The sequence below is a fragment of the Corallococcus macrosporus DSM 14697 genome (assembly GCF_002305895.1).
Lineage (GTDB): Bacteria > Myxococcota > Myxococcia > Myxococcales > Myxococcaceae > Myxococcus > Myxococcus macrosporus.
In genome coordinates, this window is record NZ_CP022203.1 from 8,629,183 (window position 1) to 8,640,621 (window position 11,439).

The following is an 11,439-nucleotide window of genomic DNA, read 5'->3' on the forward strand; positions in this document are numbered from 1 at the left end:
GCTCAGCTCCATGCGATGTCGTACACCGCCTCCTCGCCCTCTCTGCGGACAATCCGGACCGAGGGGTGCTTCGCCCCGCTGGCCTCCAGCCCCGCGAGGAAGAGGCCCACGTAGAAGCCGGCGACCACCACGGGCCGGCAGGTCAGCGCGTACCGGGTGGGCCCGAGCTGCTCCATGTGCGTTTCCAGATAGTTGGTGCCCGTGCGCAGGTTGCGCGTCATCCGCGCCAGCATCCGCTGCGGGCCCAGGAGCCGCACCGTGCCCAGCAGCGCGTTGCCGATGAGCGTGGAGCTGAAGCCCTCCACGAAGCGCCGCCCCACCACCGCGGCGGCCTCGTCCAGCGGCGCCTCCGGTGCCACGCGGGCCGCCGCCACCTTCAGCGCGGCCACCCAGACCGTCAACGGATAGGCCAGCGCCAGCGAGCCCCGGGCGTCGAGGCCCGCCTCGCGCAGCCGGCTCACACACGCGTCATCCAGGTCATCCCCCAGGGCGCGAATCAGCCCCTGGAAGCTCTGCTGGAATACAAGGGGTTCAGGATTTTCCAAGGCGCGGCAATGTATCGCCTGGATGACAGCGTCTCAACCGGGTGGGTCCTCCTGGCCCGGTGAATCGTCAACACTTGCTCCGGTGTGCCGCGCGCGTGACGCATTCAACACGCCGGGCCCATCGGCGCTGGGCGCGCGCGACGCGGTGTGGTGAAGAGCCGACGGCCCGCGTCACGTCACCGGGCGCGACTTCACGGCACCCCGCCTGCCTTTGCTGGAGCCCGTCATGAACATGTCCCCTCGTCACCTCTTCGTCGCGGGCGCCACCGGCGCTACCGGCCGCAACGTGATGCGCCAGGCGATTGCGCGCGGCGTGCCCGCGACGGCGCACCTGCGGCCCAAGAGCGCGAGCAGCGAGCTGGCCCAGGGCTGGCCCCACAAGGCCGTGGTGGAGCTGACGGACAGCGAGGCACTGGTGGCGCAGCTTCGCGGCGCGGGGGCGACGACGGTGCTCCAGCTCATCGGCACCATGCGCAAGCGCTTCGGGACGGGTGACACCTACGAGACGAGCGACATCGGCACCACGCGGCACCTCGTGGAGGCGGCGAAGCGCACGGGCGTGGACCACCTGGTGCTGCTCAGCTCCGTGGGCGCGGGCCGGCCGGTGGGCGCGTACCTCAAGGCCAAGGCGGAGGCGGAGCGGCTGGTGCGCGAGAGCGGCATCCCGTGGACCCTCGTGCGCCCGCCCGCCTTCGAGGGTGAGTACCACCACGTCAGCCCCCTGCTGCGCGCCCTGACGAAGCTGCCTCCGCTGCGGGGCATGCGCCCCATCCACCTGGACCAGCTCGCCGCCGTGCTGCTGCGCGTCTCCGAGAAGCGCGCGCCGCTGAACCAGGTGCTGGAGGGCGACACGCTCTGGGCCGAGGTCGCCGCCGCGGGCGCATGAGCTGGTGGACCACACCCTGGATGACGAGGGGCGCCTTTCCGTCACGGGAAAGACCCGTGGCCTCTACCGCTACGTGGACTTCACGCGGATGGCGGAGGACCTCTATCGCTGGACGGAGGAAACCATTCGGACGGAGTTTCGCGACGAGTTGGACTTCATCGTCCGGTACCGCAAAGCCAGGGAGAAGCTCGACAACCTCGTCGACATGCCCGACACCGCACGCAACCGCTTCGTCCAGTTCTGCCTCCAGAATGGAGGTCGCCTGTCGAAGGGCAAGCGGACCAGGTACTTCAGCACCCTGACCGATGCCGAGATAAAGGCGCTGGAGAAGGTCGTCAGGGATGACCTGATGCCCCGCGACGGTCCTCGCGTGAAGTAAAGAGGGCGTGAGTCGAGCGCACCGGCAATCCCGGACGCCCGTACCGGGGGCGCCTGCCCCTCTTACCTCCAGGAGGACCTTCGGTGATGGTGAAGGACGTGTCACACAAGTGGGAGTTCAAGGCGCGCTTTCGCCGTCACGCCTTTGGCTGGAAGTCGCAGCCAGCCATCACCCGCATCAAGCAGGCGGTGACGGAGATCAAGCAGGCCGCGAAGAAGGCCCCCGTGCTCGCGGCGGAGGGCGCGGTCCTCTTCCTTGAGCGCGTGTCCCCCGCGCTGGCGCACGTCGACAGCTCATCAGGCGCCATTGGCACGGCCGTCAACCACGCCATCAGCGAGCTCGTGCCCCTCATCGCGAGCGCGCCCGTGGACGCGGCGACTCGCGACGCGTGGCTGGAGCGGCTCTGGGAGGCCTACCAGGCTGACGACATCCCCTACATCGAATCGCTCGGCCACCACTGGGGCACGCTGTGCGCGGCGCCGGAGGTCGCCTCGGCCTGGGCCGACAGGCTCATCGGCACGGTGAGGCTGGCCTGGTCGCCTTCGTCCGACCTGCGCGGCTTCTTCAAGGGCACCACGAACTGCCTGAGCGCGCTCGTCGCCGCCGGGCGCCACGACGACGTGCTCGCGCTGCTCGAGCTGGCCCCGTACAGGATGTGGCATGACCGCCAGTATGGGGTGAAGGCGCTCGCGGCGCAGGGCCGGACGGAGGAGGCCCTTCGCTACGCCGAGGCCGAGCGGAATGACAGCCCCTACGCCGTGGCGCGCGCCTGCGAGGCCCTGCTGCTCGCCGAGGGGCGCGCCGAAGAGGCGTACCAGCGCCATGGCCTCCTCGCGAACCAGGGTGGCACCTACCTGGCGACCTTTCGCGCCGTCGCCAGGAAGTATCCACACAAGGCCGCGGGCGAGGTGCTCGCGGACCTCGTGCGCAGCACCCCGGGAGAGGAGGGCAAGTGGTTCGCGGCCGCGAAGGACGCGGGGCTGTACGAAGAGGCCCTCGGACTCGCGCGCCAGACGCCCTGTGACCCGAAGACGCTGACGCGCGCGGCCCAGGCCTTCGCGAAGACGCAGCCCGCCTTCGCCCTGGAAGCGGGCCTCCTCGCGCTCCACTGGCTCGTGCAGGGCCATGGCTACGAGGTCACGAGCCTCGACGTATGCGACGCGTACCGGGCAACATGCGAAGCGGCGGAACAGCAGGGCGCCTCCGCTGGCGCGCGGGCCCGCATCCGGGCACTGCTCGCGGCGGGAGGACCGGGGCGGGACTTCGTGGCGGGGGCGCTCGCCAGTGAGCTGGCTTCGTAGCGGCCCGAGACACCATGCAACGACGCCCCCGCTCCCCCATCGACCAGGTGCCCGCATGACGCTCCCCGAGCCACAGGCGGGTGGGCACACGAGGCGACACGCACCTCAGTCGGCGTCCATCCACGCGTCTTCACCCAGTGGCGTCCGGTGCGGCTCGCGTGCGAGTGACGGGATGTGGAGATAGTCCTCCTCGGTCTCCAAGCCGTTGCGCTCAGCCAGCCGCACCAGCGCCAGTCCCTCAAGAGAGAAGCTCCACTCGGTCGCGAGGAACTCCTCGGGGAAGGGGGCGGTCCGCGCCTGCGCCTCCAGCCGGTCCTTCCGCTCCGAGAGGAACACCCCGAGCGCCTGATTGAAGCCCTCCGAGTCCGCCTGAAGCAGGGCCCTGCACACGTCGAACCGCAGGTCCTCCGCGCCTCTCAGCGCGCGCTCGTAGCGCATGAGGAGGTCCTCGCAAGCCGCCACCGGCGCATCCAGCACGCCATGCTGGATGACGAACTCGACGAAGAGAAAGTCCTCCTCGTACTCCTCGCCCTGCGTCCAGGTCCGCCTCGCCCGCTGTGCAATCAGCGCCGCGCCGTGGAAGTCGCCGGCCCCCACCGCGTCGAAGAGGGGCCGCGAGCGGCTCAGCCGCAGGTCGGCGCTCCCAACCTCGCGCAGATGGTGCGCGAAGGCCCGGCCGCTCTGCTGGAGGCGCTGGAGGAAGGGCTCGGAGGTGCCCGTCAGGAAGAGCGCGCCGATGCCCGCGAGGCGGAGGTTGTCACAGAACGTCAGGATGTGACGCGCGCTCCCCGCCCTGCGGACGAGCACCCGGCGCAGCGCCCGGTTCTGGTGCAGGGCGTTCTCGATGACAGCGGGCAGGAAGCGGGAGGCCATGGGCGCACCTCGGTGCGGGGAGGAGGGGCGGGCTTCAGGCCCCCGTGGAGTGAAGCCGGAGACAGCCCACGGCGCCCCAGGGGGAGCTGGAGACCACCAGGGACTGCGCGGTCCGGGAGTGCCCCCGGGTGAAGGCGTGGACCGACAGGCAGACCCCCAGCGCCCCGCTCGCGGCGCCGACGTCCCCGACGGAGACACAAGGGAGCTGGACGCCATGCGCGCCCAGCGCGTCTCCCAGGCGGACGAGCGCGGTTCCCCACTCCCGCGCGCGCCACTCCTCGCCGTTCAAGTCGGAGTAGAGGTCCCCCTCGAAGCGCGCCGGGACCGGGCCGCGCGCGAGCACCTCGCGGAGACAGGCCGCGAGCCCCGCCCCCTGGCTGACATGCCCCGCGTACAGGTGCAGGCGCTCCTCGGCGGTGGCCACGCCCGTCACCAGGGCAAGCGGCGCCGCGCCGCGCCTGCGTACCGCCTCCTCCTGTTCCAGGAGAAAGCACGCCCCGGCCTCGCCCGGCATCAGGCCCACCGGGTTGTCGCCCACCTTGAGCCGCCCCTCCTCGTCGAGCATCCGCAGCGCCTCCGGGTCCACCAACGAGTCGACCGCGAGCACGAGGACCCGCTCGAAGCCGGCCCGCCACAGCTCGCCCGAGGCCTGCTGGACCGCGGTCGCCGTCCCCGCTGGCCCCTGGTCCACCACCCACACCTTCGCGTCGGGGAGGGCCAGCCCCAGCGCGTCGAGGAGCGGACGGAGGCAGTCCTCTCGGATGCCCTCCAGGCCATCGTCCCCCTCCAGCTCGAAGAGCCCATCATCCCGGGAAGGAATGACCATCAGTAGGCCCGCGCGGTCCCAGAACCTCGCGTCGGAGGGGCGCGGAAGTCCCGGCGTCTCCAGCACCTCACCGAGGCAACCGCGCGCCAGCCGCAGCCACCGCCCCATCCCCACGAAGCCGTCCGTATAGCCCTGGATGGGATGCGCGGTGAGCGGCACGGTGTCCTGCGTCTCCGGCTCCAGCACCTGGAAGTGGCTCACCCTTCGAGGGCGGGAGATGCCCGCCCGGATGGCGGCGCACGACGCAGCGGCGCCGCGCCCCACCGACGTCACGGCCCCGATGGCGGTGATGACGCCGAGCACGTCTCGCGGTGGGGCCTCGCGTGGGGCGCTCATGAAATCATCCACCCATCGAAGCCACGCGTGAGCCGCTCCAGCGACCGCGCCCTGGCGGCCCGGAGCCGCGCGCGCTGGTGTCCGCACCAGCCGCGGGGCTCCACCTGGCAGGCCCCTCGGCTCCTGACGGCCAACTCGAAGGCCAGCGCCGGACGGTGACGCATCGGCGCCAGGTGCAGGGCCTGGAGCAACGCCTCGGGCGTCCACGGCGCGCCAGCCCGGTAACGGCCCTCCGGGTCGAAGCGCTCGCGAGCCTGGGCCCACCACCGCGCCACCTCGGCCACGCGAACCTGGCCGGAGCGGTGCTCGGGCGGAGGCAGGAGGGAGGACACGGCTTCGGAAGGCGAAGCCACCTCGTCCTCGTCCTCATCCTCCGCGCGAATGAAGAGGTCCTCCGGGGGTAGACCGGTGATGACGGAGAAGGTTCGCAGGGCCAGCCACGCCACCTCCGGCGCCCGCGCCTTCAACACCTCCAAGGCCGCCTCCGCCGCCGCCATCCGGCCACTGAAGCCGAGCGCCCACAGGGCCTCCGCTCGCCGCTCGGGCCGGTCCAACGTCCGCACCAGCCGCTCCACGTCGGCGTGCCCCCCGCCAACCGCCAGCGCGAGCATCGCCAGGCGAGGCTCCGGTCCCTCTGTCGCGAGCGCCTGACAGGACTGCCAGGCCGCGCGCAGTCCACGGAGCAGCCCGGCTTCAATGGCGGCGTCACGCACACGGGGGCGGGGGTCCTCCAGCCCCTTGCGAAGCCACGCCGCCAGAACCGGCGGCTGCGTCACCCGGGCGGCGCGGAAGGCGGCGGCGAGGAGCGCTGGCTCCGTGTCCGCCAGGGCAAGGCGCTCCAGGAGTGGGCCCGCGTCGACCTGCCGGAAGGCGAGGACGTCGAGCAGCTCGGCCTGGAGCGCTGGCGCCAATCGCGGCAGCAGCTCGAGCAGCGCGGCGTCCAGCGCCGGGGGCTCGCCCAGCGCCAACGCATGCCCCAGCCAGGGGCGCCGCGCTCCGTCCTCCTCCCACCGCGCCAGGACCAGCGCCTGCTCTCCAGCCGCGAGCAGCACGGAAGCGGCGGACACCACCCGCCCGGGCTCATCGTCCTCCAGCGCGGGCCGGAGCAGCCGGAGCGCGACGGGCGGCCCTCCCACCCGGAGCCCGTCCAGATGGGCTCGCAGCCGGGCCTCGTCGCCCGCTTCGACTTCAGACAGGGTGAAGTCAGAGGCGCCCATTGCCCGCGCTCGCTGTGCCCAGAGGAAGCTGGCCTCCTCCAGGTGCTCCGTGAGCACGTCCCACAGCAGGGGCGGACGGCGCGGCGCGGTGCGAGCGGCGGATGGACGGAGGGCCGTGTTCATTCCCTTGGCTCGTCGCTGAAGCGCAGCTCCGTCCAATGGACGTTGGTGAGCTTCCGGTCATACAGCTCCCGCGCCAGCTCGCGTCCAATGACATACTCGGCCGGGTCCCCCTCCACACGGAAGAGCTGGGGCGCGCGCTGCATCTTCGCGCGGTCCAGGACGTACTCGCGAACGCGGAGGATTTTCTTGGGGGCCTTCGTGCTCCAGCCGATGTCACTCGCCTCGAGGTCGAGGCAGTCGAAGGTGCCTATTGGATTGATGATGGTGTAATCGTCGCTGTAGGGGCGATTGCGGTGGTCGTAAATCGTGACGGGGAGATATTCAATCTCGTTCGTGCAGTGTTTCTGGATGGCCTCCTTGAACGCGGAGGAGACAATCAGCATGCTCCTTCCGTTGCCAATCAGCGCCGACAGCTTGATACCTGGGTGCTCCGGGCTCATGGGGAGGCGGGCGTCCTTCGGATAGATGGAACCCAACCGCTCGCCGAGGTGGGTGGCATAGGACTTGCCCTCAATCCCCTCGACGAACTGGGTGAGGAAGCAGAGGTCCCGGTTGTTGGCGTTTCCCATCGTTTCGAGCAGGCGGAATCGCATCATTCGTCAGTCTCTTGAAAGGTGAGGTGCCCCGGCTCACGGCGGTGGGCCCGTCAGCATGTCCACGCCCTTGTTCCGGCCCCCACTGAGAAATTCGTGGGGGATGTCCTCCAGCGCATCTCCCGCCATGGTGCCAGCCTTCATGGCCTCGCCAGCCGCGATGATCTGCGGTTGGACCTCCATTGAAAGCAACTCCACTGCCTCCCGCGTGGCCTGGTATTCCGGGACCTCATGCTCAGCGGCGGCCTTCTTGACCCAGGAGAAGCGCTTCCTCAGCTCCCTCTTGATGTACTCGCTATAGATCGCGTGGTGGAAATGGAGTGGCGTTCTACGGTGCAGAGGCAACCCCAGCGCCACTGCGGCGTACTTCACCATCGGGAGGATGATCATGTTGAGCTGACTGTTGAGATTGTAGCCCTCCCGCATCAGCCCTGAACGGACAATCAATGGCACCCGGCCCCTGGGCTCGATGCCCTCGCCCGCTTCAGCCACCACGGCCTGGAGCTCCGCGTTGGCCACGATGTGATGAGCCTCATGGTAGAAGGGCGTCCGCGCGTGGGTCTCAAAGTTCCCGTCGGCCGTGAGGTCCCAGGCCCCCACGGTGTCGGGCTGTCTGTCGGCATCCGCCGGCCACGTGTACTTCGCCGGGTTCTGCTGTGCCTTCAGCCGGGCCTGATGGCGGTGGCTGCATGGGTTGCTCGGGGTGTATGCGCTGATGTGCCGGTTGACGCAGCCATGCGCGTGGTCGTCGGAGATGTAGGAGCCCTCCCAGGAGTGGGGTGACGGCGGGGGCTTCGGCTTCTTCACGGCCGTGCCCTTCTTGTCCGCCGCCCCTCCTACGCTGTGCCTCTTGCGGACCTTCGTCCTGAGCGGAGCCTTCTTGACCGTTCGTTTCCTGGTCGAGGTCCGCGGCATGTTCACCATGACTGCCTCCATGAGCACCGCGGCGCCCCGGGCCCTACCCCCTGCGCCAGCGACCTCCAGCGCGCCTGCTCAGTTGACCTGGACCTTCCCACCCTTGATGCGCTGCACCTGCTCCGCCTCGGTCTGGATGTTGACGCCACGCAGGATGACGTCCCCGTTGCGGCGCAGGGTGAGGCTCGCCTTCCCGCACTTGAGCGTGACTTCTTCCCGCGCCTCGAGCCGCACCTGCTTGCCATCCACCCGGGCTTCCCGAGGCCCGGCGCCCAGCGAATCAAGCAGGGCCTCCGTGAGCGGCGCGGAGAGGCTGCGCTGGAGGAGCCCGACGAGGACAGGCAGGGACGGGTCCCCGTTCTCGAAGAGCAGGAGCGCGCCCTGTCGCGCCACCGAAGCCCGCCGGATGACCTCCGAAGCCAGGACCACCGTGGTGCGCGCCAGGAGCGGACCGCGCCGGTTGCCCTTGAAATCGACCCACAGCGCTCCGTCCGCGCTCGCCCCCGCCACCCACCCGACTCGCGGCGCGAGGATGGGCTCTTCGGAGACCATTGGTCCGGCGTGGGGCTTGCCACTGCGATTGGACGCATCCATGGCTCAGCGCTCTTTCCCACAGGTGTCGCAGGGACGTTTCTCGGGTGGCACGCCGAGCCCGGCGACGGGTGGCTGCATCAGCGGCGTGGGAGGCGTGTTCCTGTCGTTGTGCAACATGAGGTCGAAGGCGCGCGCCACGCTCTTGCCCTCGAACTGCACATCGAAGGAGAAGTTGACGAACTCGGCCTTGCCCCGGGTCGTCCCTGAAACCACGCCTCCCACCGAGCCCGCCTCGTCACCGGTGCTCGTGCTGAAGTTCGAATCCCTCACACAAACCGGGTTGCCTTCCACGGAGACCTTCTTGCTCCCCTGTTCGGTATCCGCGGACCTGGCGACGTTTGGATAGGGGATGGGCACCGGCCCCGCTGGGCCTGGCGTCTTGCACACGTCTGGGAAGGCGACGGTGACACCCTTGGAGTCCTTGGTGACAACCGACATCTTGTTCACGCCAACGGTATTGGCCATGAAGCAGGCCTACCACCCTTGCAGCGTGCCATGGGCCGCGCGCCGCGCGATACAGCAGTGCCACGCCCGCACTGTTCTGCAAGTCGCCATCAATTGCCCCTCGGTTCAGCTATCGCTCACCGAGAGTCCGCGCACCTGACAGTTCTTCTGCCCCGCACTTCTGTCGCGGGCGGCATGAGGTCTCGTTTCACGAGAGAGCGACGGAGATTCCAGCACTGCGTTCACGCGAAATCGTCACCAACGTTGCTCAACGCCTTTCGGCATCTCGGCAAGCGGGCCTTGGGTGCGTCGAAGGTCGAAGGCCGTCCCCCCTCCGGCAGCAGCGCCGGGACGGCCTGGGCTTCCTCACCGAGGCTGTCACTGCCCAATTGCATGGCCAGCCTCCTCCCACTCTACTGCCTCATCATGTCTCGGATTCCGCCGCCCAGTCCGTCCCTGCGCGCTGAACGGCGACCCTCCCACACGCTGTTGCGGCGCCCCCCACTGAGCGCTTCGCCACGACCGCAGAGTTGGAAACCGTCATGCGTGCGAGGCTGGCGCAGTCGGGGCCCTATTCGGCCGAAGACGCGGTGAGGGGAGACCAGCAGGCGCTGTTGGATGCAAGTGACAGGGTCTGGGACTTTGACGTACCGACAGATGAGGGGGGCATCACCCCACCCATGACGGAAGGCGCCCACGCGGACGAGCTTTCGACGGAAACCGCCCCCCCAGCGGGCCGCGCGGGGCTGTCGCTTCGACGCGCCACCCGGACGAGGTGACGACCGCCCCCGGTGAGGGGAGACGCTGCCCGGAGGGACGGCGGCCGACGGCCTGACGCCTTCGCTCACCCCTCCCTACAGCCCCACGCTGCGCACATGCCGCCGGTCCGGCGTTCCTGTCGGGCTGGGCAGGTATTACTTGGTTCTGCTTCCCACCTGGGGAGCACATCCAGGAGGCGCACGCGATGGGAAGACGCCGGTGGGTGGGGATTCTATTGCTGTGGCTGCTGCCGATGACCGGAGGGGCCTCGGAGCCTCCCGTTTCCGAGGAGGCCACGCCCTCACCGGCGCCTCCGCCGCGCCGGTGGTACTACCTGACGCGCCTGGAGGCGGCGACGCTGGCGCTGCTGCCGCGTGCAGGGGCGGGCGAGCGTGAGGGCTTCGTGCAGGTGGAGCCGACCGTCATCCTCGACGGCGGCCCGGAGTTCGGCCTCAACGTGGGCGCCCCGGTGCGGCTGCGCTTGTGGGGTGGCGCTGCGGGCGCGAGCGTCGTTCGGCGGGAGGACTGGGACAGCCTCTCGGACTGGGGCCAGCTCGTGCGCGGGCTCAAGTTCGGCTCGGACACCGCGCCGCTGGGGGTGTGGTTCGGCGCACTGGAAGGCTACAGCCTGCTCACGGGCCACCTCGTGCGGCGCTACTCCAACCGGATGAATCCGGATTACCACCCGGCCGGAGGCGTCCTCACCGGCACCGTGGGCCCGCTCTACACGGAAGCCTTTGTCTCGGACGTGCTGGGCGCGCGCCTCATGGGCGCGGAGCTCTCCCTGGACATGCAACACGTCCTCTTCGGCAAACCGAAGGAGAAGGGGCGCTACACGCTGGCGCTGTCGGCCGTGCATGACTGGGGCAAGGTGGGAGGACGCGCGCCCTCGGTGACGCTGGCTCACCTGGACGCGACCGCCGTGGTGCTGGTGCGTCCGGGCTTTGAAGCACTCGTGGTCGCGGGATGGGGAGGACGGCCGATCGAGGGCGGCGCGTGGGGAGCGGTGGCGGGCGTGGGCGCTGATGCGGTGACACCCACGCTGGACATGACACTGCGCCTGGAGGTGCGCAGGCAGCACGGCGGCTTCCGGCAGGGCTTCTTCGGCCCCGACTACGAGTTGGCGCGTTTCCATGCGGCGGGCCCGGAGGGCGTGCCGCTGGCCGAGGCGGCGTTTCCGGAGGGCTTCTCCCTCTACGGAGAGGCGGCGGTCGGTTGGGATGCGGTGAGCTACGGCGGGCGCTACCGGCACCTGCAATTGTCGCTGGGCGCGGAAGCCTTCACCTGGGGCCGCTTCGACGTGGACGGGCGCGTCGCGGTGCAGCTCTTCGAGCGCAGCCTGGAAGTTGCCTTGAAGGGGCTGGGCGTGGGCATGGGGCAACCGGGAGCGCGTTACCTGGGGGCGGCCGAAGTGCGCTGGCGCGTCCTGAGAGGGCGCCTCTACGCGCTGGGCACGGGCGGCACGCTGCTGTTCCCGCAGGGGGATGGGACGCTACGACCGGGAGCCTTCGCTTCGGTGGGCCTGGGGGTGGAGCATGCGCGCTAACGCCCTGTTGTTGTTCGTGGCCGTGCTCGCAACGGGCTGCGCGTCGCTGACGCCAGCTCCTGGCCGCGGCAGGAGCTTGAGCTACACGACGCGAGGTGCCAC

General features: G+C 70.0%; 12 protein-coding genes. 4 read left to right on the plus strand and 8 right to left on the minus strand.

Annotated elements, in window-relative coordinates; all coding sequences use genetic code 11:
• Nucleotides 1-2 precede the first annotated feature (2 nt).
• On the minus strand, nt 3-545 hold the full coding sequence (locus MYMAC_RS35125; protein WP_095961238.1) for a DUF2378 family protein: 543 nt from the start codon (nt 543-545) through the stop codon (nt 3-5).
• A gap of 226 nt (nt 546-771) precedes the next feature.
• Here MYMAC_RS35125 and MYMAC_RS35130 point away from each other — a divergent pair, with 226 nt between their 5' ends.
• From MYMAC_RS35130 to MYMAC_RS35140, 3 genes are all read left to right on the plus strand, one after another.
• Complete coding sequence (locus tag MYMAC_RS35130; RefSeq protein WP_095961239.1) at nt 772-1,431, plus strand: SDR family oxidoreductase; 660 nt, start codon at nt 772-774, stop codon at nt 1,429-1,431.
• A 4-nt stretch (nt 1,432-1,435) separates the two neighbouring features.
• Nucleotides 1,436-1,810 (plus strand): hypothetical protein, encoded by a 375-nt coding sequence (locus MYMAC_RS35135; protein ID WP_095961240.1) that lies wholly within the window; start codon nt 1,436-1,438, stop codon nt 1,808-1,810.
• An 86-nt stretch (nt 1,811-1,896) separates the two neighbouring features.
• Entirely contained in the window at nt 1,897-3,111 is a 1,215-nt protein-coding gene (locus MYMAC_RS35140) for a hypothetical protein (protein ID WP_095961241.1), read from the plus strand.
• Nucleotides 3,112-3,216: 105 nt separating this feature from the next.
• On the opposite strand, the gene MYMAC_RS35145 is transcribed toward MYMAC_RS35140, so the two are convergent.
• From MYMAC_RS35145 to MYMAC_RS35170, 7 genes are all read right to left on the minus strand, one after another.
• The gene (locus tag MYMAC_RS35145) at nt 3,217-3,984 is read right to left on the minus strand and encodes an Imm49 family immunity protein (RefSeq protein WP_157770496.1); all 768 of its coding nucleotides are present in this window, start codon (nt 3,982-3,984) and stop codon (nt 3,217-3,219) included.
• Between the two features lie 34 nt (nt 3,985-4,018).
• Nucleotides 4,019-5,146, minus strand: coding sequence for a hypothetical protein (locus MYMAC_RS37100; protein WP_157770497.1), 1,128 nt, complete (start codon nt 5,144-5,146; stop codon nt 4,019-4,021).
• Nucleotides 5,143-6,486 (minus strand): TIGR02270 family protein, encoded by a 1,344-nt coding sequence (locus MYMAC_RS35150; protein WP_095961243.1) that lies wholly within the window; start codon nt 6,484-6,486, stop codon nt 5,143-5,145. The genes MYMAC_RS37100 and MYMAC_RS35150 overlap by 4 nt, the downstream gene beginning before the upstream one ends.
• Complete coding sequence (locus MYMAC_RS38205) at nt 6,483-7,082, minus strand: imm11 family protein (protein ID WP_239989210.1); 600 nt, start codon at nt 7,080-7,082, stop codon at nt 6,483-6,485. Before MYMAC_RS38205 ends, MYMAC_RS35150 begins: the two co-directional genes overlap by 4 nt.
• A 33-nt stretch (nt 7,083-7,115) precedes the next feature.
• The gene (locus MYMAC_RS35160) at nt 7,116-8,003 is read right to left on the minus strand and encodes an AHH domain-containing protein (protein WP_157770498.1); all 888 of its coding nucleotides are present in this window, start codon (nt 8,001-8,003) and stop codon (nt 7,116-7,118) included.
• A gap of 69 nt (nt 8,004-8,072) precedes the next feature.
• A complete protein-coding gene (locus MYMAC_RS35165) occupies nt 8,073-8,588 on the minus strand; it encodes a DUF6484 domain-containing protein (protein WP_239989211.1) in 516 nt (171 codons plus the stop codon).
• Between the two features lie 3 nt (nt 8,589-8,591).
• Nucleotides 8,592-9,053, minus strand: coding sequence for a DUF4150 domain-containing protein (locus MYMAC_RS35170; RefSeq protein WP_095961246.1), 462 nt, complete (start codon nt 9,051-9,053; stop codon nt 8,592-8,594).
• 943 nt (nt 9,054-9,996) lie between these two features.
• On the opposite strand from MYMAC_RS35170, the gene MYMAC_RS35180 reads away from it, so the two are divergent.
• On the plus strand, nt 9,997-11,337 hold the full coding sequence (locus tag MYMAC_RS35180) for a hypothetical protein (RefSeq protein ID WP_204817237.1): 1,341 nt from the start codon (nt 9,997-9,999) through the stop codon (nt 11,335-11,337).
• The last annotated feature ends 102 nt before the right edge of the window (nt 11,338-11,439 follow it).

Excerpts from the sequence above, each read along its gene's own strand:
- MYMAC_RS35170 (WP_095961246.1), bottom strand. The coding sequence starts at position 9,053 with ATGGCCAATACCGTTGGCGTGAACAAGATGTCGGTTGTCACCAAGGAC.
- MYMAC_RS37100 (WP_157770497.1), bottom strand. The coding sequence starts at position 5,146 with ATGAGCGCCCCACGCGAGGCCCCACCGCGAGACGTGCTCGGCGTCATC.
- MYMAC_RS35140 (WP_095961241.1), top strand. The coding sequence starts at position 1,897 with ATGGTGAAGGACGTGTCACACAAGTGGGAGTTCAAGGCGCGCTTTCGC.
- MYMAC_RS35145 (WP_157770496.1), bottom strand. The coding sequence starts at position 3,984 with ATGGCCTCCCGCTTCCTGCCCGCTGTCATCGAGAACGCCCTGCACCAG.
- MYMAC_RS35160 (WP_157770498.1), bottom strand. The coding sequence starts at position 8,003 with ATGGTGAACATGCCGCGGACCTCGACCAGGAAACGAACGGTCAAGAAG.
- MYMAC_RS35165 (WP_239989211.1), bottom strand. The coding sequence starts at position 8,588 with ATGGATGCGTCCAATCGCAGTGGCAAGCCCCACGCCGGACCAATGGTC.
- MYMAC_RS35180 (WP_204817237.1), top strand. The coding sequence starts at position 9,997 with ATGGGAAGACGCCGGTGGGTGGGGATTCTATTGCTGTGGCTGCTGCCG.
- MYMAC_RS35130 (WP_095961239.1), top strand. The coding sequence starts at position 772 with ATGAACATGTCCCCTCGTCACCTCTTCGTCGCGGGCGCCACCGGCGCT.
- MYMAC_RS38205 (WP_239989210.1), bottom strand. The coding sequence starts at position 7,082 with ATGATGCGATTCCGCCTGCTCGAAACGATGGGAAACGCCAACAACCGG.
- MYMAC_RS35150 (WP_095961243.1), bottom strand. The coding sequence starts at position 6,486 with ATGAACACGGCCCTCCGTCCATCCGCCGCTCGCACCGCGCCGCGCCGT.